The organism is Stenotrophomonas sp. GZD-301 (assembly GCF_049310345.1).
In the GTDB taxonomy this organism is placed as follows: domain Bacteria; phylum Pseudomonadota; class Gammaproteobacteria; order Xanthomonadales; family Xanthomonadaceae; genus Stenotrophomonas.
Genome location: NZ_JBMOWY010000012.1, coordinates 1 through 23,356 on the forward strand (window position 1 = coordinate 1; position 23,356 = coordinate 23,356).

The window sequence follows — 23,356 nt, forward strand, 5'->3', positions numbered from 1 at the left end:
CCATACATTTGCATCTGCGTGCGCCCCCTAAAATCCTCTCTACCTCCCGCCCCCCCCCCCCCCCCCCCCCCCCGGGGCGGTGACATCGCCGCGCCGGCGCGCCTGGCGGGCTACGAGCGGGGTCATCGGCTGGCCTCGCGGCCGCTGTATGAGGCCACCAATGCCATCGCCACGCTGTACACCGACGACCGCCTGCCGGCCCGCGCGCTGCGCAGTGCCGGCCTGCGCCTGGCCCAGGGCGTGGCCCCGTTCCGGCAGTTGATCGCCGCCCAGCTGACACGCGCCTCCTGACGGCGGGCGCGTCGCTGTGGCGGCCGCCGCTCAGGGTGCGTCGCTGTCGGCGATGATGTGAATGGTGGTATCGCCGAACTGCACCTGCTGGCCTGCGCGGATCTTGCAGGCCTTGCGCAGTTCGACTTCCCCGTCGACGAGGACCTGGCCGTCGCCGATGACGGTTTTGGCCTCGCCACCGCTGGTCACCAGGTCGGCCAGCTTGAGCAGCTGCTTGAGCTCGACGTAGTCGCGGTCCAGTTCGAATTCGAGGGTCTGCATGAAGCGGGTATCCTGGGAAGGGGCACGGACGGTCGACCGGGCCGGGAGAGGGCGCGTATTGTGCGCCAGCCCGGGGCCGGAACGGCATTCAGGCGGAAATCTGTACGCGTGGTTCAGGAACGATGCGGTATCATCGCGCCCTGAGCGAGTGAATTCTCCTCCGACCGAGCAGCGCCAGGGCACGCGATAAGAAAGGGCGCCCAAAGCGCGGACCATCCCCTTTTTTTATCGCATTGCCCGAAAAATGGCAGTGCCTTCGGAGTTTCCCATGTCCCAAGAATCCCCCGCGCCGCTGCTGTTCGCAGACCTCGGCCTGTCCGACGCTGTGATGAAGGCCGTCGCCGCCGTTGGCTATGAAACGCCGTCGCCGATCCAGGCCGCCACCATTCCGGCCATGCTGGAAGGCCGCGACGTCCTCGGCCAGGCCCAGACCGGTACCGGCAAGACCGCCGCCTTCGCGCTGCCGGTGCTGTCCAACCTCGACTTCAACCAGGCCAAGCCGCAGGTGCTGGTGCTGGCGCCCACCCGCGAACTGGCCATCCAGGTCGCCGAGGCGTTCCAGACCTATTCCTCGGGCATCCCCGGCTTCCGCGTGCTGCCGGTGTACGGCGGCCAGCCCTACGGCCAGCAGCTGCAGGCGCTGCGCCGTGGCGTGCACGTCATCGTGGGCACCCCGGGCCGCGTCATCGACCATCTCGACCGCGGCACCCTGGACCTGTCCGAGCTGAAGACCCTGGTGCTGGACGAAGCCGACGAAATGCTGCGCATGGGCTTCATCGACGACGTCGAAGCCGTGCTGAAGAAGCTGCCGGAGACCCGTCAGGTCGCCCTGTTCTCGGCCACCATGCCGCAGCAGATCCGCCGCATCGCCCAGACCTACCTGAAGAACCCGGCCGAAGTCACCATCGTCAGCAAGACGACGACCTCGGCCAACATCCGCCAGCGTTACTGGTGGGTGAGCGGCATGCACAAGCTGGACGCGCTGACCCGCATCCTGGAAGTGGAACCCTTCGACGCGATGATCATCTTCTCGCGTACCAAGGCGGCGACCGAAGAGCTGGCTGAAAAGCTGCAGGCACGTGGCCTGGCCGCGGCCGCCATCAACGGCGACATGCAGCAGGCCCAGCGCGAGCGCACCATCGGCATGCTGAAGGAAGGCAAGCTGGACATCCTGGTCGCCACCGACGTGGCCGCGCGTGGTCTGGACGTGGAACGCATCAGCCACGTGCTGAACTACGACATCCCGTACGACACCGAAAGCTACGTGCACCGCATCGGCCGTACCGGTCGTGCCGGCCGCACCGGCGACGCGATCCTGTTCGCCACCCCGCGCGAGAAGGGCATGCTGCGTGCGATCGAGCGCGCCACGCGCCAGCCGATCGAAGAAATGCAGCTGCCGTCCGTGGATGCGGTCAACGACACCCGTATCGCCAAGTTCATGAGCCGCATCAGCGACGTGCTGGATGCCGGCGGCAACGATTTCTATCGCGATCTGCTGCAGCGCGTGGAAAACGAGAAGAACGTGCCGGCGATCGACATCGCCGCTGCGCTGGCCAAGCTGCTGCAGGGCGATGCCCCGTTCCTGCTGACCCCGCCGGTGCGTGGCGCGCGTGAAGAGCGTGCCCCGCATCAGCGCAACGAGCGTGGCAATGACCGTGGCGAACGCCCGGCACGCTTCGAGCCGCGTTTCGAGCGTGGCCCGCGCCGTGAAGACGACCGTGGTCCGCGTCCGCCGCGTGCCGAAGGCGACTTCGGCGGCAACGACGGTGGCTTCGAGCGCGCCCCGCGCCGTGAGATCGCCCCGCGCGGTGCACCGGAGCAGGGCATGGAAACCTTCCGCATCGAAGTGGGCCATGTGCATGGCGTCAAGCCGGGCAACATCGTTGGCGCGATCGCCAACGAAGCCGGCCTGGAAAGCCGCTTCATCGGCCGCATCGACATCCATGACGACTTCTCGGTGCTGGACCTGCCGGCCGAGATGCCGAGCGACCTGCTCACCCACCTGAAGAAGGTGTGGGTGTCCGGCCAGCAGCTTCAGATGCGCAAGGTGGAGCCGGGTGAAGACCTGACCCCGTCGCCGCGCGCGCCGTTCAAGCCGAAGTTCGGCCGCGGCGGCAAGCCGGGCGGCCCGGGTGGCCCGGGCGGTCACCGTGGTCCGGGTGGTCCGGGCGGCAACGACCGTCCGCCGCGCCGGGACGGCTTCAAGCCGCGCGGTCCGCGCAACTTCTGATCGCCCCTGGCGGTCCCTGCAACGCCAGCCTCCGGGCTGGCGTTGTCGTTTCCGGGGGGAGGAGGGAGGGGGGGGCAGGTTTCGCGCCATCTCAACATCCTTGGCCCTAGCCTCGGCGATGGACCACGCAACGGAATCGGAACCCACACAACGACAGCGTCCAGGGGAATCGGCGATGCTTGGAAGTGGCAGGGCGGTTGGCGCCAGGGAAATACCGTATCCAACGCGGGGCCTGATCCTGCGTTTCGCGTTGCTGACCGGCATGGCCATCGGTCTGGTCGGCATTTCGGCCCTTATCCAGGAACTTCAGGCCGCCTCGACGGCGTGGATCGTCGGGCAGAGCCACTGGTCGCGGGCGCAGCAGCACGCCACCCTGGCTCTGTCGCGTTACCTGGCCACCGCCGATCCGGGCGACCTGGCCGACGCGCGCACGGCGCTGGCGGTCCCGCTGGGCGACCTGCAGGCGCGGCATGCGCTGGAGGCGCCGGACGCCGACCTGGCGCTGGCGCGTCGGGGCTTCCTGGCCGGCGACAATGCGCCCGGTGACGTCAACCGGCTCATTGTCTCGTTCCGCTATCTCGGGCACCTGGGCTATTTCCGCGATGCGGTCCGGCTGTGGCGCACAACCGATGCCGACCTGCTGCAGCTGCAGGCACTGGCCGACCAGGCGCAGGCCCTGCATGGCCGGGACGGCATGACGCCGGCGCTGCACGACGCGTTGCAGGCCCGGTTGCAGACATTGGATGTCAGCCTGCGCACCAAGGCCCAGGCGTTCTCGGCCTCGCTGCTGCGCACCTCGGGCATTGTGCGCATGACCACCCTGGTGGTGGGTGGGTTGTCGGTGCTGATGATCACGCTGGTGGCGGTGATGCTGGCGCGGCGCGTGCGCAACGATCTGATCGAACAGGAAAGCCGCTTCCGCGCGGCGTTCTACCAGGCCACTGTCGGCATGCTCAAGCTGGACATGGCCGGGCGCGTGATCGAGGCCAACCAGGCGATGGCCGATATCCTTGAGTACCGCCGCGATGCCCTGCTGCACCTGTCGCTGCAGGAGCTGCTGGTGGAGGGGGAAATGGTCGTCGACGGCACCGGCGCGATCGACTGGATGCGCCAGCTGCGCCCGGCCGAACTGCGTTTCCGGCGCGCCGATGGCGGCCTGCTGTGGGGGCGCTGGAGCGGCACGGTGGTGCATACCAAGGGGCGTGAGCCAGCCGCGTTCGCCATCGTCGAGGATGTGTCGCAGAACCATGCGCTGGCGCGTGAGGTGGAGCACCACGCCAGCCACGATCCGCTGACCGGGCTGGTCAACCGGCGCGAGATCGAACGCCTGATCGAGCTGGCGCTGCTGGACGTACGCGATCGCGGCGGCGTACATGCGCTGTGTTATCTGGACCTGGACTACTTCAAGCTGGTCAACGATGGACTCGGCCATGCCGCCGGCGACCAGCTGCTGCGCAATTTTGCCGACTATCTGGTGGGCGCGGTCCGCGAAGGCGACTGGGTCGGGCGGCTGGGCGGCGACGAGTTCGCGGTGTTCCTCGCCGATGCCAACCAGGAGGAAGCCAAGCGCGTGCTGCAGCGGGTGACCCGCACCCTGGGCCAGGTCAGTTTCCAGCACGGCGAAGGGTCGCCGAAGGTGAGCTGCAGCATCGGCGTGGTCGAAATCACCGCTGAAGCGCAGGACGTCAACTGGTTGATGAGCGCGGCCGACAGCGCCTGCTACGCGGCCAAGGAGGCAGGCCGCAACCGGGTGCACTGCTTCAACGAAAGCCGCATGGCGCTGGACGAGCGCAGGCTCGAGGCCGAGCGGTTGTCCAGCGTTGCCAGCGCGATCGCCGAGAACCGCATGCTGCTGTACGCCCAGCGCATCGAACGGGTCGGCGATCCGGGCTTCCTGCATTACGAGGTTCTGGTGCGCATGCGCACCCCGGAAGGCGCGCTGCAGGGCCCGGGCGAATTCATGGGCGCGGTCGAGCGCTACGGCATGGCGATGGCGCTGGACCGGCACGTGCTCGGGCTGTTGTTCCGTCACCTGCAGGTGTGCCCCACGCATGTGAAGCTGCTGGGCCTGTGCAACGTCAACGTGTCGGCACAATCCATCGCCGAGCCGACGTTCCTGGCGTTCGTGACCGACCTGCTGGAGCGCAATCGCGGCCTGGCCACCAAGCTGTGCTTCGAGATCACCGAGACCGCCGCGGTCAGCAACCTGGCGCAGGCGCGGATCTTCATCGACGCGGTCAAGGCGCGCGGCTGCCGGATGGCGCTGGACGATTTCGGCTCGGGGCTGTCCTCGTTCGGCTACCTGCGGCAGTTGCCCGCGGACATGCTGAAGATCGACGGCATGTTCGTGCGCGACATGGAGTCCGATCCGATCAACCGCGCCGCCGTGCGCGCCATCACCGAAGTGGGCCGCGAACTGCACATGACCGTGGTGGCCGAATGGGTGGAATCGGCCGACGTGGCCCGTCAACTGGCCGAGCTGGGGGTGCAGGGCCTGCAGGGCTACGCGATCGAGCGGCCGATCCCGCTGGAGCGGATGACCCAGCAGGGCCTGTGGGCGATCCACCCGGGCGCGGCGTCCGATGGGGCGCATGGGCCGGCGTGAAGACCCCGCCGGGGCCGGCAGCCGCGGCCCCGGCCCCGGGTCATCACCGCCGCGGCGGCGGTTCTTGCGATAATCCGCGCCAGGGGCGATGCACGGTGTGTGCGTTGGCGTGAAGCACGGGCAGGACGTTGTTGTGACAGGCAGGCACGGCTGGTGCGGGAAACAGGCAGTAGCGATGCTGCTGCTGGTGGTACTGATGCTGTGCGCCTGGCCCGGGCGGGCCGATGTGCCGCGTGCCGGCGTGGACTACCTCCTGCTGGGCCAGGCCACCTCCGAGCCGACCCCGCAGCGTGCGTGCGCGCCGGGGGTGCTGGCACGCCACCAGGACGTGCTCTCGATTGCCGCGCCTGCGCAGGGCTGGTCCGGTGAGCCGCAGGCGGTGGACGTGTTCGGCGTGCTGTCCGGTGAGGTGCGCATCAGCCACGGCCAGCGCCAGGTCTGCGGCAGCATGCATGACGCCCGCACCCGCGATTCGCGCTTCCGTGCCGGCGTGGGCATGGTGGTGGTGCCCAAGGCCGGCGACCGCGAGCCGATCGTCGTGTCCTGGACCCGGCCCCTGAAGGAGCGCTGGGTGCCGACCCTGCAGCTGGGTGCGCCCAGCCCGGTGCAGCAGAACGACACCGCGCGCCTGCTGGTCCGCGCGGCCTGCATTGCCGTGGCGATCGCGCTGGCACTGTCGGCGCTGATGGGGTTTGCCACCACGCGCGACCGCCTGTTTCTGCTCTACGTGGTGGTCTGCCTGGTGTTCGTGCTGTGGCAGGCGGTGCTCGGCGGGCTGAGCGGCTATCCCGAGCCGTGGCTGCCGGTGCATGACCGCGCCTCCTGGTGGCTGGTGGGGTTGACCGCCTTCTCCGAGGCGCTGCTGCTGCCGATCCTGTGGCGCCTCAATGGCGGCGACCGGCGCTGGCCGCGGTCGCGCGCGTGGCAGCAGGGAGTGTTGTGGGGCCTGGTGGCGGCCGGCTGCAGCGTGCCCTGGCTGGGCCTGCCTGCCTTGGGAACGCTGGCGCACACCCTGGAGATGCTGTACGTGCTCGGCTGCGGGGTGTGCCTGGGCGTGGGCATCTGGGCACTGTGGCGCGGCGATACGCAGGCGCTGGCCGGGTTGGGCGCGCTGCTGCCGTGGTGGATCCTGATCGTGGCCGAAGCGGTCGGCGCGACGTGGCTGATCGCCTACCGGATCGAAGCGCTGCAGGTGGCCACCACCTGGTTCCTGATGATGGCCGCGTTCGCGCTCAATCTGCGCCTGGGCCGGCTGCGCCAGCAGCGCGATGAGATGCGCCAGCTGGCCGACACCGATATGCTGACCGGCCTGCCCAACCGCCGTGCCGGGCTGCGCCTGCTCGCGGCGTATCTGGAGCAGGCGCGCGCGCAACCGCAGGCGCTGGCGATCGGCTTCCTGGACATCGACCTGTTCAAGGACATCAACGACCAGCACGGGCATGAAGTGGGCGACCAGGTCCTGGTGGCCGTGGCGCGCGCGTTGCGGGCCTCGGTACGCAACCAGGCCGACGTGATCCGGATGGGCGGCGAGGAGTTCCTGGTGCTGCTGCCGGGCGCCGGCCGCACCGCCGCCGCCGCGCGGCTGGAGGACCTGCGGCAGAAGGTGGCCGCGCTGACCCCGGGGCTCGGCGTGCCGGGCCTGAACGTGTCGGCCAGCATCGGCCTGGCGGTGCTGCGCGCCGACAGCGACGACCTGGCCGGCCTGCTGCGTCGTGCCGACCACGCCATGTACTGCGCCAAGCGGGCCGGTCGCAACCAGGTCTTCGATGCCGAGGCCCTGGCCGGGCAGCCCGATCCGCAGGTGGCGTGAGCCCGATTGCAGGCAAATCCGCAGCCGGACCCGGCTTTGCCGGATAATGGGCGGATGACCATCCGACTCAACAAGTACATCGCCGACACCGGCTTCTGTTCCCGGCGCGAAGCCGACCGCCTGCTCGGCGAGCGCCGCGTCACCGTCAACGGCATGCCCGCCGGCACCGGCGCGGTGGTCGGGGAGGGCGACCAGGTGCTGGTCGACGGCCAGCCGCTGCGCGCCCGCGAGGCGAAAAAGGCCGGCGGCCGCCGCCACGTCTATATCGTCCTGAACAAGCCGGTGGGCATCACCTGCACCACCGAAAGCGCGGTCAAGGGCAACATCGTGGACTTCGTCGGCCACGAGCAGCGCATCTTCCCGATCGGCCGCCTGGACAAGGATTCCGAAGGCCTGATCCTGATGACCAGCAACGGCGACATCGTCAACCAGATCCTGCGCGCCGAAAACAACCACCAGAAGGAATACCTGGTGGCGGTCAACAAGCCGGTCACCGACGAGTTCCTGCGTGGCATGGCCCGTGGCGTGCGCATCCACGACCAGACCACGCTGCCGTGCCGGGCCAGCCGCATCGCCAAGTTCGGTTTCCGCATCGTGCTGCAGCAGGGCCTGAACCGGCAGATCCGCCTGATGGCGGCCGAGTTCGGCTATCGCGTCACCCAGCTGCGCCGCGTGCGCATCGACAACGTCAAGATCGGCGCGCTCAAGCCGGGCCAGTGGCGCAACCTCACCGATGCCGAACTGCGCGGGCTGTTGCCCAAGCAGTTGGATTGGTGAGGGTCCGCTGACACCGGCACCGGCGCGGATTGGCTAGACTGCGACCGACTCGCCGGGAGCCGACACATGATCAAACCGTCCAGACCGGACAATGAGGAACAGCGCCTGCAGGCGCTGTTGCGTTATCAAGTGCTGGATACCCCGGCCGAACGTTCCTTCGACGACCTGGTCACCATCGCCACGGCGCTCTGCGGCACGCGCATGGGCGCGGTCACGCTGGTGGACCGCGACCGCCAGTGGTTCAAGGCGCGGCAGGCCCTGGACGTGCCGCAGACACCGCGCGACATCTCGTTCTGCGGCCACGCCATCCTGCAGCCGGACCAGGTGATGGTGGTGGAGGATGCCCGCGAAGATCCGCGTTTCTTCGACAACCCGGTGGTGGTCGACGACCCGCACATCCGCTTCTATGCCGGCGCGCCGCTGCTCAGCTTCGAAGGGCTGCCGCTGGGCACGCTGTGCGTGTTCGATGCCGCGCCGGGCCGGTTGTCGCCCGAGCGCATGCAGGCGTTGACCGCCTTGTCGCGGCAGGTCTCGCTGGTCATGGAACTGCGCCGATACGCCCACGAAATCCAGCAGCACATGAGCGAACGTGCGTGGTACGAGCAACGTCTGTCCGAGTACAACGCGCTGCTGGAACGGCAGAACGCCGACCTCGCCGAACAGAGCCGGACCGATGCGCTGACCGGCTTGCCCAACCGCCGGGCGATGGGCGCGTTCCTGGACGCGTCGCTGCACGATGCCGACGGCGCGCCGCGCGCGGTGTCGGTGGCCCTGCTCGATATCGATCACTTCAAGAACGTCAACGACCTGTACGGCCACGCCAGCGGCGACCATGTCCTGGCCGAACTTGGCCGGTTGCTGCGTGCCACCTTCGCCGGCAGCGGCATGGCGGCGCGCCACGGCGGTGAGGAGTTCGTGGTGGTGATGCCGGATACGCCGCTGGGCGTGGCCGAGATGCAGTGCGAATTCCTGCGCATGGCGGCGGCCGACCTGCCGCTGGGCATACCGCTGACGGTGAGCATCGGCGTTGCCGCCCACCGCCAGGGCGACACGGTCGAACAGACGCTGGCGCGTGCCGATGCCGCGCTGTACCGTGCCAAGCGCGAAGGCCGCAATCGCGTCGTGCCTGCCGAATAAGGATGTTCATGAACGTTGTTTCCGTGGTGCCGCTGTTGGCCGTTGCTTTGGCCGCGGCGCTGCCCGCGCATGCCGCCACGCCGGTGTACCGCCAGTTCCAGGACTGGGTCGTGGCCTGCGACAACGTCGCGCGCTGCGTGGCCTCCGGTGCTGCCGAAGGCGTCGATGGACGCATCACCGTGCAGCGCGCTGCGGGCCCGCAGGGCGCCATCGAGGTGAGCGTGGTGCTGCCCACGCGTGGCGGCAGTGCGCCGCTGCTGCTCGACGGCAAACCCGTGGCGCTGGCCGCGCCGGGCTGGACGCGCGCGCCCGATGGCGCCGAGCGGGTGCTGCGACAGACCCGCAGTCTGGCCGCTGCGCAGGGGTTCATCGATGCGGTGCGCAACGGCAGCGCGCTGCGCTTCGGTACCGGCGAGCGCGACGCGATACCGCTGGGTGGGCTCAGCGCGGCGCTGCTGCTGGTCGATGAAACCCAGGGCCGCCTCGGCGGCGGCACCGCGCTGCTGCGACGGGGCGATGCAGCGGCCAGCAAGGTGCCGGCCGCGGCGCCGTTGCCGCGGGTGACGCTGGCGCCGCCGCCGCGCCGCGCCCTCGACGCGGCCACCCAGGCACGGCTGATCGCCCAGGTGCGGCGCAGCCAGTCGGCCGTGATCCAGCGCGAAGACTGCAGCCAGCATGGCGGTGACGATGCCTTCGATGAGGCCGCGGCGCTGGACGATACCCAGGCGCTGGTGCTGATCGAGTGCCTGCGCGGCGCGTACCAGAGCTCCAGCCTGGTGTTCCGCGTGCCGGTGGCCGACGCGTCGCGCGCCACCCGCGTGACGCCGACCCTGCCGTTCGCGCTGCCTGGCGTGCGCACGCGCCTGGACATGCTGACCTCGGCCGCGTTCGAGGATGGCGTGCTCACCCATTCCGGGCGTGGTCGCGGCATCGGCGACTGCGGCAGTGGCGCGCGCTGGGGCTGGACCGGCACCACCTTTGCACTGCTCGCCTACGAGCACATGGGGGCCTGCCGTGGCGATGATGCGGCCGAATGGCCCGCGCTGTGGCGTACCGCCAACGCCCCCTGACGGCATCGGCACGGTCGCAGGCACTGCGACCGTGCCCCGCCACAACACAGGCCCCCCCTGTTGTCCCAACACGCATGTTCATAGACATACGCCCTTCCTCCCCCCCCCCCCCCCCCCCCGCCACACTGCGCGCTCTCCCTGTCGTCAGGACGCGCCCATGCTGCAGACCCTTGCCATCTCGCACTACCGCTCGCTGCATGGGCTGGTGGTGCCGATGCAGCGCCTGAACCTGGTGACCGGCGACAACGGCAGCGGCAAGTCCAGCCTGTACCGCGCGCTGCGCCTGCTGGCCGAAACCGCGCAGGGCGGGGTGGCCGCCGCGCTGGCCCGCGAAGGGGGGCTCGGCTCGGCACTGTGGGCCGGCCCGGAAGAGATCGACCGCCGCATGCGGGCCGGCGAGGTGCCGGTGCAGGGCACCGCGCGCCGCCATCCGGTGTCGCTGAAGCTGGGCTTCGCGGCCGAGGCGTTCGGCTATGCGATCGACCTCGGCCTGCCGGTGCCGGGCATGTCGATGTTCGACCGGGAACCCCAGATCAAGACCGAGTGCATCTGGGCGGGCCCGTTCGCACGCAGTGCCAACCTGCTGGTCGAGCGGCGTGGCCCGCGCGTGCGTCGCCGTGCCGGGCGCGGCTGGGACATGCTGGAGGAACCGCTGTCGGCGTTCGACAGTCTGTTCACCCAACTGGCCGATCCGCAGCGCATGCCCGAGGTGATGCAGCTGCGCGACTACATCCGATGCTGGCGCTTCCACGACCATTTCCGCACCGACATGGCCGCGCCGGCGCGGCAGCCGTGCCTGGCGATCCGCACGCCGGTGCTGGCCAACGATGGCCATGATCTCGCGGCCGCCTGGCAGACCATCGTGGAAATCGGCGATGTCGACGGGCTGACCGGTGCGGTGGACGATGCCTTCCCGGGCGCGCAGGTGGCTATCGACGCCTACGACGGCCGCCTGTCGCTGACGTTCCAGCAGCCCGGCCTGCTGCGGCCGTTGGCGGCCACCGAATTGTCCGACGGCACGCTGCGCTACCTGCTGCTGATCGCCGCGCTGTACACCCCGCGCCCGCCGCCGCTGCTGGTGCTCAACGAACCGGAAACCAGCCTGCATCCGGACCTGCTGCCGGCGCTGGCGCGGCTGCTCATCGCCGCCAGCGTGCGCAGCCAGGTCTGGGTGGTATCGCACGCGAGCCACCTGATCGCCGCGTTGCAGGAAGCGCCCGCCTGCCATGCAATCCGGCTGCACAAGGAAATGAGCCAGACCCGCGTGCTGGGCCAGGGGCTGCTGGATGCGCCGGCCTGGTACTGGCCCGCGCGTTGATCCCCGGCGTCAGTCGGCGATGTTGCGGGCTTCGGCCGTGCCCAGGATCTCCGGATGCTCGACCGGCTTGCGGCGGTTGAGCAGCGGATGCAGGAACACCGCGCCGACGATGATCGCCACGCCGGCGTAGAACAGGGGGGTGAGCTCGCGCTGTTCACTCAGCAGCACCATCGCCAGCAGGATCGCGTAGACCGGTTCCAGGTTGGTCACCAGCTGCACGGTGTAGGCACTGAGATGGCGCAGCGCCACCAGGGCCAGCGCGAACGGCAGCAGCGTGCACAGGCCGGCCAGGGCCAGCAGCAGCATGCCGTCGTGCAGGTCGGGCACCACCCATAGCGGGCTGGCCAGCGCCGGCAGCAGGAACGGCAGCAGCGGCGCAAGCAGCGTCAGCGTCACCGTGCCCGCGCCCAGCTCCAGCGCGGTGACTGTCAGCGGGTCGGCATGGCTGACCAGCCGCTTGTTGAGCGAACCGAACACCGCCACCAGCAAGGCCGACAGCGCGCCGATCAGTACGCCCAGGCGCATGCCGTGCGGCACGCCGCCGACCACCAGCGCCACCCCCGGCAACACGGCGATGCCGAACGCCAGTTCGCGCAGCTGGAAGGGGCGTTTGGCCACCCACGGTTCGATCACGGCGGTGAACACCGGCGCCAGCGCGATGCAGGTCGCCGCCACCGAGGCGTTGGCCAGCTTCACCGCGCCATAGAAGGTCAACCAATGCAGCGCGACCAGCGCGCCCACGCCGCAGTACCCGGCGAACAGGGCCGGCGAGAGCTGGCGCAGGCCGCGCCAGACCCGCGGCAGCAGCGCGAGCATGGCCACCACCAGCAGCATGCGCCACCACACCAGCGGCAGCGCGGGCAGGGTGATCAGCTTGCCGAGGATGGCAGTGACGCCCCACAGCAGCACACAGAAGTGGATTTGCAGCAGGGCTTTGCGGGTATCGGTCATCGGCATCCGCATATTGTGCGGGAAGCCGGCGGCCATCGCGATCCTGCTGCTGCCTACCGTCGCTGCGTGGCATGCTGCGCCAATGGATACCGACCACGCCTTGCCCCCCGTTCCGGCCCCGACCGTGGCCGCGCGCGCCTGGGCCGCGCTCACCGGCCTGGTGGCGGTGGCCGCGCTGGCCCTGCAGTACGGCCTGCTGCTGCAGACCGTCGGTGCCGCGGCCGGAAATGGCCAGGCCACGCTGCAGCTGCTGGGTTACTTCACCATTCTCAGCAACATCGCGGTGGCGGCGGTGTGCCTGGCACGGCTGCGCGGCAGCCGGAGCGGCCTGGCCGCGCCCGCCCCGAGTGCCGCGGTGGCGCTGTACATCGGCATCACCGGCCTGGTGTACGCACTGGTCCTGCGTCCGCTCTGGCAGCCGCAGGGCTGGCAGTGGTGGGCCGACGTCGGCCTGCACACCGCGGTGCCGCTGCTGTACCTGCTGGGCTGGCTGGCCGGGCCGCATGTCGGTCTGCGCTGGCGCGACCTGGCAGGCGCGCTGGTGTTCCCGACGCTGTACCTGGGCTGGGCCCTGCTGGTGGGCCGCTGGAGCGGCCACTATCCCTATCCGTTCCTGGACCTGGGCGTACTGGGCGGGGCCACGGTCGCGCGCAATGCGGCGGTGGTGGCAGCGGCGTTCATCGTCGTCGGGGCGCTGCTGTGGCGGCTGGATGCCCGCCTGGCACGCCGGGCTCAGGTGGCGCCCACCCGCCGCAGCTGATCGCGCAGCGCCATCGCCGCGCCGGGATTGCGCTGCTTGGCCGCGCCGATGAACAGCACGTACACCTCGCGCGCGGCGGCAAGCGGTGCCTCGGCAACCACATGCGGCAGGTCGGGGTTGTCCTCGCCGCGTGCCCAGCGCATCGCGCGCAGGCACCACTGTTCCAGCGCACGTTCGGGGTAGCCGGCGCGCAGGTTGCCGCGGGCGTGCATCAGCCGCGCGTAGATGAAATCGGCGGTGGGGTCGGCGAAGCTCGGGTAGTCGGCCGAGCCGCTGTACACCAGCGCGGCACCCTGCGCGCGGGCGGTGGCGATCAGGTCCGGCGTCCATGCTGCCGGGTTGCGCACCTCCAGCGCATGCTGCAGGCGAACGCCGCCGGCCTCGCGCGGCAGGCGCTGCAGGAAGGCGTCGAACGCCTCCGCATCGGCCGGGTGGCTGTCGCCGAACTGCCAGACCAGCGGGCCGAGCCGGTCGCCCAACGTGGCGATGCCCTCCACGAACGCGTCCACGCGCGGGCCGACCGTGGTCAGGTCGTGGGTCTGGGTGATGGTGCGCGGCGCCTTGGCCGAGAAGCGGAAACCGGCCGGGGTCTGGTCGCGCCACTGGGCGTACACCGCCGGTTTCTGCGCACGGTAGAAGGTGCTGTTGATTTCGATGCAGCCGAGCGCGCGGCTGGCGTGCGCCAGCTCATCGCGCTGGGGCAGCCCGGGCGGATAGAACATGCCGCCGCGCCAGGCCGGAAACACCCAACCGCCGATGCCGGTACGGATACGGCCGGGCGCTGCGCTCATGCGCCGCCTGCGTGGGCCTGCCACGGATCGTAGCTGCCGAACCACCACAGGTAGCCTTCGGGATCGCGGCAGGCGTAGCCGCGCCCGCCGTAGTCCTGGTCGGCGATGTCGATCACCACCTCCGCACCGGCCGCGACCGCGCGTGCGTAATGGGCATCGGGATAGGCCACGATCACGCAGGCGCTCTGGGTCTGGCGGCCGCCGACCTCGTCGGGCTGCACGCTGTGGCGGCCCCACGCGCTGCCGTTGTCCACCGAACCCAGCATGATCATGCCGTGGCCGTAGACCAGCTGGGCGTGGTGGACGGTGTCGCCATCGGCATACACCGCCTGCGGTTCGAAGCCGAACGCGCGCTGCAGCCAGGCGATCGCCGCCCGGGCGTCGCGGTAGCGCAGGCAGGGGATGATGGTGGCGACGGTGTTGGCTGGCGCGGTCATGCGGGCTCTCCGGGGCGGGCCGCCTTTCGGCACAGGCGAGCGTGAAGGGGCAGGCGTTACCATCGTGCGAAACCGGCGGCGAGCATCCCGGCGATCTCAACGCCCCCGCGACACGCAACTGGAGACACTGATTGAACACATCCTGGATCGGAGGCGTCGTGCTGCTGGCGTGCGCACCCCTGGCGTCGGCGGCCGTGCCGGCCGAACTGCAGCGGCTGGACGCGACGGTCGAGCGCGTCCGCAGCGAATTTGACGTGCCCGGCATCGCGGTGGCGGTGGTCAAGGACGGCCAGGTCGTCCTCGAACGTGGCTACGGCGTGCGCGAACTGGGCAAGCCGGCACCGGTGCAGGCCGATACGCTGTTCGCGATCGCATCCAACACCAAGGCCTTCACCGCCACCTCGCTGAACCTGCTGGCCGAACAGGGCAAGCTGAAGATGGACGACCGGGTGATCGACCACCTGCCGGGCTTCCGCATGTCCGACCCGTACGTGACCGGCGAAATGCGCATCCGCGATCTGCTTTCGCACCGCAGCGGGCTGAGCCTGGGCGCCGGGGACCTGCTGTTCTGGCCGACCACCACCTACACCAACCAGGAGGTGGTGCAGCGCCTGGCCAAGGTGCCGCTGAAGGCCGGTTTCCGTGACCGCTACGCCTACGACAACATCCTCTACGCCGTGGCCCAGCAGGTGATCGAACAGGTGTCCGGGCAGTCCTATGCGGACTTCCTGCAGCAGCACATCTTCACGCCGGTCGGCATGGCCGGTACGCGCTACAACGCCGATCACCTGCAGCCGGGCGACAACGCGGCCGTGGGGCATGCCAAATATGATTTCACCGCCCTGCGCACGGTGGCGCCGCTGACCTGGTCCAACAACGCCGGCGCCGGCGGCATCTACTCCAGCGTGCATGACATGGCGCGCTGGATGAACGTGCAGCTGGCCCACGGCACGCTGGAGAACGGCACCGCGCTGTTCAGCGCCAAGACCCAGAAGGCGATGTGGCAGATGATCACGCCGCAGACGGTGCCCGAGCCGAGCGTGCCGCAGCTGGCGGCGGCCCGGCCGAATTTCGCCGGGTACGGCGAAGGCTGGAGCCTGAGCGATTACCGGGGCCAGAAGCTGGTATGGCACACCGGCGGCTGGCCGGGCATGGTGTCGCGCGTGACCCTGTTGCCCGAACAGAACCTGGGCATCGTGGTGCTGACCAACCAGGAAGTCGGGGCGGCCTTCAACGCGATCACGATGGACGTGCTGGACGCCTATCTGGCGGCACCGCAGACCGACTGGGTCGGTGCCTATGCCGCGGCGGTCGCCAAGGCCCAGGACAAGGCCGACGAGGGCTGGGCCCGGCACCAGGCCGCGCGTGATGCGAAGGCCCGCCCGTCGCTGCCGCTGTCCGGCTACGCCGGTGGCTACCGTGATCCGTGGTACGGCGATGTGTTCGTGGAGCAGAAGGCCGGCACGCTGCGCCTGCGTTTCGGCAAAACCGCGCAGCTGGTCGGCACGATGGAGCCGTGGCAGCACGATACCTTCCTGGTGCGTTGGGACGACCGTTCGCTGAATGCCGATGCGTTCGTCACCTTCAGCCTGGACCCGGACGGCAAGGTCCGCGAGGCGCGCATGCAGGCGGTGTCGTCGTTGACCGACTTCAGTTTCGATTTCCAGGACCTGCTGCTGACGCCGATCGCCACCGACGCCAAGGGCTGAACCGCGCGCCCCGCGTGTGGCGCGGGTGAAAACAAACGGCAGGCCGCGGTGGGATAATCGCGGCCTGCTTCTTTTTGTGGGAAATGGAATGTTCCGCTGGTTCGAGTCGCTGATTCCGGTATTCCCGCCGATCGATGGCCGCATGCCGCCGCGCAAGGTGCTGCCGTTCTACGTTCACTACCTGCGCCCGGTGTGGCCGGTGCTGCTGGCCACGCTGATCGCGGGGCTGCTGCTGGCGCTGGTGGAAGTGGCCATGTTCGACTTCCTCGGCCGCATCGTGGACATGGTGGGCGAGCAGCCCGATCCCGGCTTCTTCGCCGCGCACGCCGACACGCTGCTGTGGATGGCCGGCATCACGCTGATCGCGCGCCCGATCCTGGTCGGCCTGCACAACCTGCTGGTCAACCAGGCGATCGTGCCGGGGCTGAGCAACCGCTCGCGCTGGCTGATGCACAACTACGTGGTGCGGCAGAGCCTGAGCTTCTTCCAGAACGATTTCGCCGGCAGCATGGCCAACCGGGTGATGCAGACCGGCACGTCGCTGCGCGAATCGGCGGTGCAGATGGTCGATTCGCTCTGGTACATCGTGGTCTACACCGGGACGGCGCTGTACCTGTTCGCGCAGGCCGACTGGCGGCTGATGATTCCGCTGGTGCTGTGGCTGGCCGCCTACGTGGCAATCATGTGGTACTTCGTGCCGCGCGCGAAGGAGCGTGCCTGGATCGCCTCCGAAGCGCGCTCCAAGGCGATGGGCCGCATCGTCGATGGCTACACCAACATCCCCACGCTCAAGCTGTTCGCCCACGGCGGCCGCGAGCAGGCGTACGTGGCCGAGGCGATCGACGAGCTGGCGGTCAAGCACCGCCGCCAGACCCGGATCACCACGTCGATGGACCTGACCATCGCCATCGTCAACGGGTTCCTGATCGCGGGCACCTGCGGGCTGGCCTTGTGGCTGTGGAACGGCGGGCACATCACGGTGGGCGCGATCACGCTGGCGACGGGCCTGGTGATCCGCATCCACAACATGTCCGGCTGGATCATGTGGACCATCAACGGCATCTTCGAGGACATCGGTACGGTGCAGGATGGCATCACCACCATCGCCCAGCCGTTGACCGTGCAGGACCGCCCCGACGCGGTCGCGCTGGAGGTCCGCGAAGGCGGGGTGCATTTCGATGACATCCATTTCCACTACGGCAAGACCGACGGCGTGATCGCCGGCCTCGACCTGGTGGTGGCGCCGGGCGAGAAGATCGGCCTGGTGGGTCCGTCCGGCGCGGGCAAGTCGACGCTGGTCAATGTGCTGCTGCGGCTGTACGACCTGGAAAGCGGGCACATCCGGATCGACGGCCAGGATATTGCCGGGGTCACCCAGGAGAGCCTGCGCCGGCAGATCGGCGTGGTCACCCAGGACACCTCGCTGCTGCACCGCTCGATCCGTGACAACCTGCTGTACGGACGACCGGACGCCACGGAGGAGCAGTTGCGCGCGGCGGTATCCAAGGCGCGCGCGGCCAGCTTCATCGAGACGCTGCGTGACGGCGAGGGCCGTTCCGGTTACGACGCCCACGTGGGCGAGCGCGGGGTCAAGCTGTCCGGTGGCCAGCGCCAGCGCATCGCGATTGCGCGGGTGCTGCTCAAGGACGCGCCGATCCTGGTACTGGACGAGGCGACCTCCGCGCTGGATTCGGAAGTGGAAGCAGCCATCCAGGACAATCTGGACGAACTGATGGCCGGCAAGACGGTGATCGCGATCGCCCACCGGCTGTCCACCATCGCGCGCATGGACCGGCTGGTGGTGATGGACCAGGGCCGGATCGTGGAGACCGGCACGCACGCCGAACTGGTCGCCGCCGGTGGCCTGTACGCACGGCTGTGGGCCCGCCAGACCGGCGGGTTCGTGGCGGCTGATGCTGGGTAAGGCAACGGCAACGGCAACGGCAAATGCAGCGTTTCTGTTCCTGCGTGTGGGACGGTGGACGGGCAGCCCTCTACGGGACACGCCGTAAATACATCCATGTAGGCTTGTCAAAAACATCCATGTTTTTGACAGTCCCTACGAGGGCTGCCCGTCGACGGTCCCCGACAGTTGGACACGCGCGGAGGGAAAGAGCAGCGACGCCTGGCGTCGCTGCCATACCATCCGCTTCACGTGCTGCATGAGGGGGAGCGGGGCTGCGCGCCGCCCTCCCCGCACGGAACATCGGAAACGCTGCTTTACGCGCGAAAATGCAAACGGCCCGGCAAACACCGGGCCGTTTGCCATGCGTGCCGACCAACGGTCGGCCCCCCACAGATCAGTTGCCGATCGGATATCAGCCAGCCACTGACAGTGGACCGGTGAGTCACCGACAGGGAAACAGCGTCGGCAGTCGTTGCCGTCATTGCACGCCGCACACATGAAACCCACCGGAGGAGGGGCGTCAGCCCTATCCGGGACCGTAGAAAACAGGGATGTTTTCTACGAGCCCCCAGGGATGGGTTCACGGCGTGTCCCGGATAGGGCTGATGGCCCTCCTCACGCGGAACAAGCGAGACGCTGCTCTGCTTCACAGGCGAGCAAATACAAACGGCCCGGTAAACACCGGGCCGTTTGCCGTGCGTGCCGACCAACGGTCGGCACCCACAGATCATCACAGATCAGGTTGCCGACCGGTTACTCGATCGGCTGATCCAGCATCAGCTGGCGCGCGAAGCGCACCGGCGGGGCGCCGTAGGACAGCATCTGGTCGTGGTAGGCCTTCAGATTGAACTTGGCACCCTGCTTTTCCTGCACCGCCTTGCGGGTGTCGAAGTGTTCCTGCGCACCCACGAAGTAGGTCGGCAGCTGCGCCGAGGTGAGCTGTGCGCGCACCCACTTGCCCGAGGCTTCGCTTTCCTGCTGGAACGCATCGTGGGTCATCAGCTGCATCGCCTGCTCACGCGACCAGTTGTCCACGTGCACGCCCTGATCGAGGATCGCGTTGGAGATCGTGCGCAGGTAGAACTTCAGCTGCACCAGGTGGAACAGCGGGTCGTTGTCCAGATAGCCCTGCTCCTGCATCATCCGCTCGGTGTAGACCGCCCAGCCTTCGGCGAACAGGCCCGAACGCAGCACCGCGCGCAGGGTCGAGGGGAACTTGCCCGAGTGCCAGCCTTCCAGGTAATGGCCCGGCGTGCCTTCGTGGATGCTCAGCAGGTGGATCATGCGGCTGTTGTACTCGCGCAGGAACGAGTCCACCTGCTTGTCGGTCCAGTCGTCCGGAATCGGCGAGACCGCGTAGAACGTCTTCAGGTTCTTGTCCAGCGGGCCCGGCGAATCGCAGTAGGCCACCGCCACGCCGCGCTGGAACTCCGGCATCAGGATGATGTCCACCGGCGAGTCGGGCAGCGTCATCAGATCGTGCTTGCGCACGAACTCGGTGGACTGCGCCAGCGCGGCCTTGGCATCGTCCACCACCTTGTCGCGGGCCGGCTTGTCGGCGTACGCCAGTTCCAGCGCTGCCTCGATGGCCGCCTGCTGCTGCGCGTCGGTCGGGTTGGCCGGCAGGGCCGGCGCGCCGGGCGTGTCCTTCAGCACGGTCTGCGCGATGCCGTACATGTCCTGGCGGACGCGCTTGAGTTCGGCACGCGCGCGCTCACCGATCTCCGCGCGCGACAGCGACGAATTCAGCGCGAACTTCAGCTTCTGGTCGTACAGATCCGCGCCGATGCGGAAGTCGCCCTTGGCGTTGGGCACCAGCGTCTTGTCCAGCCAGGTCTGCTGCTCGTCGACCGCCTTCTTCAGCCCGTCGATGGCGGCCTGCAGGCGCTTCTGGTCCTCGGCCGACAGCTCGCCCATGTGCGGCACGATGAACGAATCGACGATGCTGAGGATGCCGCGGTTCTGCTTGGCCACCGTCTCGGCATGGATCTTCGGCACGCGTGCCGGTTCCAGGTTTTCACGCGCCTGGGCGAAGATCGCCGGCAGCTTTTCCATGCGCGCGGTGGCCGCCTTCAACCGTTCCGGCAGCGGCGCGAACTCGCGCGCCATCAGGCTGTAGATCGCGCTGCCGGCCAGGCCGTTGTAGATCTGCGGGTCCCACCTGGACGACTGCAGCACCTCGGCGTTCCAGATGTCCGACTGCAGCTGGTTGCGCAGGATCGCCGCATCCACCTGGTTCTCGCGCGACAGCTTGCTCACGTCGATGCGGTCCAGGTCGGCGACCAGGCCCTTGTAGGCGGTCAGCATCTTCTGCTGGCCGGCCGCGCTCAGATCGTCGATCTCGCTGTCGTAGCGGTGGTCGCCGATCTGGGTGGCGCTGATCGGCGACAGCTGCATCCACGTGTCGAGCGCGCGCTTGGACAGGTCGGCGAAGGCGGTATCGACAGCGGCGTCGCTGGTGCTGGCCGCAGCGGCCGGGGCGTCGGTTGCGGCCGGCGGAGCGTCGGCCTGCTGGCAGCCGCCGAGGGCGGCGACCAGGGCGAGGGCAAGGAGATGCTGGCGCATCGTGGATCCTGTACTGGGGACAATCCCCGAGGATAGGCCCGCCGGGGGGCTTTGTCCCCGTGCCATTGGATTACCATGACGCTTTCCGGTCGGGAGAGGTGCCATGCAATACGAAGGAAGCTGCCATTGCGGGCAGATTGCGTTCGTGGTCGAGGCCGCCGACCCCATCGCCGAGGTACTGGACTGCAACTGCTCGCTGTGCCGCCGCCGGGGAGGGCTGCTGTGGTTCGCCCCCCGCGCTGCGCTCACCCTGCGCACCGACCCGGCGCAGGTGGCCACCTACCAGTTCAACCGACAGCACCTGGAGCACCACCACTGCCGCACCTGCGGCACCGCCCCGTTCAGCGAGGGGGTGGACCCCCGCAGTGGCCAGGCGATGGTGGCGGTGAATGTACGTTGCCTGCCCGGGGTCGACCTCGACGGGCTCACGATCACGCGATTCGATGGAGCAAGCCAGTAATGAAACGGATGACGTGGCACCTTGCCGGTGCCCTCGCAGGGACGCTGTTGCTGACCGCGACCGGGTGCAGCAAGAACGCCGAGATGGCCGCAGACAGCGGCGGTGGCGCCGGCGCGGTGGCGTCGCCTGAAGGGGCCGCGCTGGCCTACGAGCATGACCTGGACATCCGCCTGGATGCCGCGCAGATCGGCCCGCGCGTCAAGCAGATCGCCGACGCGTGCCAGGCTGCCCGCTTCGGCGACTGCGCGGTGCTGCAGGTGGGCCAGCAGGGCGGCGAGTACCCGACCGGCTCGATCCGCGTGCGCATCGCGCCCAAGGGCGTGGAGCCGATCATCGGCCTGGCCGGGCAGGGCGGTGAGGTTTCCTCGCGCAACACCCATGCCGAGGACCTGGCCCAGCAGGTGGCCGATACGGCGCTGACCAAGGCCCGGCTGGAGAAGGAACACGCGCGCCTGCTCGCCTACCAGGACAGCAAAAACATCACCACCGCCGATCTGCTGGTGGTGAGCCAGCGGCTGGCGGAGATCGAAGCCGGCGTCGAACAGGCCAACAAGGACGCCGCGCAGCAGCGCCGCCGGATCGACACCCAACTGGTCACGATGCAGTTCCATACGCCGTCAGGGCAGCGCAGCCGCAGCGAAATTGGCGAGGCGCTGCGCGAGTCCGGTGCGATCCTCACCTCCAGCGTCGCATTCGTCATCCGCGCGATGGCCGCGCTGCTGCCGGTGGCCGTGGTGCTGTGGGTATTCGGGTGGATCGGTCTGAAGCTGTGGCGTCGCCGTCAGCGCCGCCTGCAGGCAACGCACTGAGCGAACCACGACGGTGCCGGCGTCTGCCGGCACCGCGCGCAGATCAGCCTTCGTCGTGCTCGTACTCGACGAACACGTCCAGCTCCAGCGCCAGCTCCTGCACCGCATCGCGCACGCGCTGGGCGGTGTAGGCGTTGCCGACTTCCACTTCCAGTTCGTGGATGCCCGGGCCGATGTCGTCGGACAGACCGGCCGAGCTGGAATCGTCGTCGTCCATGTGTGGCATCAGATCGTCGGTTTCTTCCACATGTTCAATGCCCTCGATGCTCTGCAGCAGGTCGGTGATGGCACGCGCATCGTCTTCGCTGCCGGTGATTCGAAGTCGCAACAGGGCCATGAGTGCGCCTTGGGGGAAAGGGATATCCAGCCTAGCCGCGCAGCGGACAAGAGCGGGTGACGACCGGCCGCGCTAGCGACCGTCGGCAGGCAGGCCCAGCAGTTCGTCCGGCAGCGCCGGCACCGGTGTACGTTCGTCCAGTGCTTCGCGCCGCAGCCAGTCCATGAAGGCCAGTGCGGTCGGGCTGAGCGGGCGGTGTTCGGCATGGACCACGTAGTAGGCATAGCGCGCTTTCAGCGCCGGGCCGGGCAGCCGCACCAGTTCGTAACGCTGCAGGTACGGCTGGGCGATGTGCTTGCGCGCCAGCACCGCGCCGATCCCGTAGACCGCCGCGCGCATCGCATCGGTGCTGTCGCTGAACGTGTGCAGCGCCGGCAGTTCGAGCCCGCGCACGCCGGCGGCACGGAACCAGTCGCGCCAGCCCTGCGGTGACATGTCGCTGATCAACGGCAGGCGGGCGATCTGCGCCGGCTCGCGCAGCGCGGCGACCCCGGCCAGCGCCGGCGACGCGACCGGGCACAGTTCGTCGTCCATCAGATGGTGCGCGCGCAGCCCCGGCCACTGGCCCAGCCCGTAGCGGATGCCCAGTTCCGGCCCGTTCTCATCGAACCGGACCAGTTCGGTACTGGTCTGCAGCTCGATGCGCATGCGCGGGTACTGGAGGGTGAAGCGCGGCAGGCGGGGCACCAGCCAGCAGTACGACAGCGAACGGATGGTGGTGATGCGCAGCGGCACGGTGTCCGCCTGCGGGTGCAGGTTGCCGGCCACTGCATTGAGGTCACTCAGCGCTGCGGCCGCCGCATCGGCCAGTTGCCGGCCTTCCACCGTGAGCCGCACGCCGCGTGCGTGGCGCTGGAACAGCACCGTGCCCAGCAGGTCTTCCAGCTTGCGTACGTGGTGGCTCACCGCACTGGCGGTGAGATGCAGCTCCTGGGCGGCATGGGCGAAATCCTGGTGGCGCGCGGCAACCGCGAACACCCCCAGCGCAGGCAGCAGGGCAGGCCGGAGAATCATGGTTGAGACCCAAATCAGATTTGTGGCTTGCCCGGATACTACGCGCTTGTGGGCCCGTACCGGTAAGCGGATGCTGTGCGCCTGTCCCCCGGAGCCGATCCCATGTTGCCGTCCGTGA

General features: G+C 69.0%; 19 protein-coding genes and 1 pseudogene. 13 read left to right on the top strand and 7 right to left on the bottom strand.

The features are described 5' to 3' along the window. Positions 1–291: pseudogene (locus ACO6VK_RS03155) on the top strand (hypothetical protein); the annotation flags it as partial. A gap of 30 nt (positions 292–321) precedes the next feature. Here ACO6VK_RS03155 and ACO6VK_RS03160 read toward each other — a convergent pair. Further along, complete coding sequence (locus ACO6VK_RS03160) at positions 322–552, bottom strand: RNA-binding S4 domain-containing protein (protein WP_411850404.1); 231 nt, start codon at positions 550–552, stop codon at positions 322–324. Positions 553–820: 268 nt separating this feature from the next. Here ACO6VK_RS03160 and ACO6VK_RS03165 point away from each other — a divergent pair, with 268 nt between their 5' ends. The 7 genes from ACO6VK_RS03165 (at position 821) to ACO6VK_RS03195 (ending at position 11,499) form a co-directional block, all read left to right on the top strand. Then, a complete protein-coding gene (locus ACO6VK_RS03165; protein ID WP_411850405.1) occupies positions 821–2,782 on the top strand; it encodes a DEAD/DEAH box helicase in 1,962 nt (653 codons plus the stop codon). Between the two features lie 262 nt (positions 2,783–3,044). Beyond that, positions 3,045–5,387: a putative bifunctional diguanylate cyclase/phosphodiesterase gene (locus ACO6VK_RS03170; protein WP_422505535.1), complete on the top strand. Its 2,343-nt coding sequence runs from the start codon at positions 3,045–3,047 to the stop codon at positions 5,385–5,387. Positions 5,388–5,562: 175 nt separating this feature from the next. Beyond that, positions 5,563–7,197 carry a sensor domain-containing diguanylate cyclase gene (locus ACO6VK_RS03175; RefSeq protein ID WP_422505536.1) on the top strand — a complete coding sequence of 545 codons (1,635 nt, stop codon included), beginning with the start codon at positions 5,563–5,565 and terminating at the stop codon, positions 7,195–7,197. 54 nt (positions 7,198–7,251) lie between these two features. Next, complete coding sequence (locus tag ACO6VK_RS03180) at positions 7,252–7,974, top strand: pseudouridine synthase (protein ID WP_422505537.1); 723 nt, start codon at positions 7,252–7,254, stop codon at positions 7,972–7,974. 66 nt (positions 7,975–8,040) lie between these two features. Further along, positions 8,041–9,111 (top strand): GGDEF domain-containing protein, encoded by a 1,071-nt coding sequence (locus tag ACO6VK_RS03185; RefSeq protein ID WP_422505538.1) that lies wholly within the window; start codon positions 8,041–8,043, stop codon positions 9,109–9,111. Positions 9,112–9,119: 8 nt separating this feature from the next. Then, positions 9,120–10,181, top strand: a complete 1,062-nt coding sequence (locus ACO6VK_RS03190) for a DUF1176 domain-containing protein (protein ID WP_422505539.1) — start codon at positions 9,120–9,122, stop codon at positions 10,179–10,181. A gap of 157 nt (positions 10,182–10,338) precedes the next feature. Then, positions 10,339–11,499: an AAA family ATPase gene (locus ACO6VK_RS03195; protein ID WP_422505540.1), complete on the top strand. Its 1,161-nt coding sequence runs from the start codon at positions 10,339–10,341 to the stop codon at positions 11,497–11,499. Positions 11,500–11,508: 9 nt separating this feature from the next. Here the strand turns inward: ACO6VK_RS03195 and ACO6VK_RS03200 are convergent, their stop codons facing one another. Further along, complete coding sequence (locus ACO6VK_RS03200; protein WP_422505541.1) at positions 11,509–12,456, bottom strand: DMT family transporter; 948 nt, start codon at positions 12,454–12,456, stop codon at positions 11,509–11,511. Positions 12,457–12,532: 76 nt separating this feature from the next. Here ACO6VK_RS03200 and ACO6VK_RS03205 point away from each other — a divergent pair, with 76 nt between their 5' ends. Next, positions 12,533–13,210 (top strand): Pr6Pr family membrane protein, encoded by a 678-nt coding sequence (locus tag ACO6VK_RS03205; protein WP_422505542.1) that lies wholly within the window; start codon positions 12,533–12,535, stop codon positions 13,208–13,210. Here the strand turns inward: ACO6VK_RS03205 and ACO6VK_RS03210 are convergent. Next, a complete protein-coding gene (locus ACO6VK_RS03210; protein WP_422505543.1) occupies positions 13,183–14,001 on the bottom strand; it encodes a DUF72 domain-containing protein in 819 nt (272 codons plus the stop codon). The genes ACO6VK_RS03205 and ACO6VK_RS03210 overlap by 28 nt on opposite strands. Continuing rightward, positions 13,998–14,438 carry a VOC family protein gene (locus ACO6VK_RS03215; protein ID WP_422505544.1) on the bottom strand — a complete coding sequence of 147 codons (441 nt, stop codon included), beginning with the start codon at positions 14,436–14,438 and terminating at the stop codon, positions 13,998–14,000. The genes ACO6VK_RS03210 and ACO6VK_RS03215 overlap by 4 nt, the downstream gene beginning before the upstream one ends. A 131-nt stretch (positions 14,439–14,569) precedes the next feature. On the opposite strand from ACO6VK_RS03215, the gene ACO6VK_RS03220 reads away from it, so the two are divergent. Further along, positions 14,570–16,147, top strand: a complete 1,578-nt coding sequence (locus ACO6VK_RS03220) for a serine hydrolase (RefSeq protein WP_422505545.1) — start codon at positions 14,570–14,572, stop codon at positions 16,145–16,147. Between the two features lie 88 nt (positions 16,148–16,235). Beyond that, on the top strand, positions 16,236–18,071 hold the full coding sequence (gene smrA / locus ACO6VK_RS03225) for a multidrug efflux ABC transporter SmrA (protein WP_422505546.1): 1,836 nt from the start codon (positions 16,236–16,238) through the stop codon (positions 18,069–18,071). Positions 18,072–18,806: 735 nt separating this feature from the next. Here smrA and ACO6VK_RS03230 read toward each other — a convergent pair. Beyond that, entirely contained in the window at positions 18,807–20,618 is a 1,812-nt protein-coding gene (locus ACO6VK_RS03230; protein WP_422505547.1) for a DUF885 domain-containing protein, read from the bottom strand. 103 nt (positions 20,619–20,721) lie between these two features. Between ACO6VK_RS03230 and ACO6VK_RS03235 the strand changes: the two genes are divergently transcribed. Both ACO6VK_RS03235 and ACO6VK_RS03240 read left to right on the top strand, forming a co-directional pair. Then, positions 20,722–21,078 carry a GFA family protein gene (locus tag ACO6VK_RS03235; RefSeq protein ID WP_411850417.1) on the top strand — a complete coding sequence of 119 codons (357 nt, stop codon included), beginning with the start codon at positions 20,722–20,724 and terminating at the stop codon, positions 21,076–21,078. Next, a complete protein-coding gene (locus tag ACO6VK_RS03240) occupies positions 21,078–21,887 on the top strand; it encodes a DUF4349 domain-containing protein (RefSeq protein WP_422505548.1) in 810 nt (269 codons plus the stop codon). Before ACO6VK_RS03235 ends, ACO6VK_RS03240 begins: the two co-directional genes overlap by 1 nt. Before the next feature lie 43 nt (positions 21,888–21,930). On the opposite strand, the gene ACO6VK_RS03245 is transcribed toward ACO6VK_RS03240, so the two are convergent. Next, the gene (locus tag ACO6VK_RS03245; protein ID WP_422505549.1) at positions 21,931–22,224 is read right to left on the bottom strand and encodes a hypothetical protein; all 294 of its coding nucleotides are present in this window, start codon (positions 22,222–22,224) and stop codon (positions 21,931–21,933) included. 72 nt (positions 22,225–22,296) lie between these two features. Next, positions 22,297–23,238, bottom strand: coding sequence for a LysR substrate-binding domain-containing protein (locus ACO6VK_RS03250; protein ID WP_422505550.1), 942 nt, complete (start codon positions 23,236–23,238; stop codon positions 22,297–22,299). Positions 23,239–23,356 lie beyond the last annotated feature (118 nt).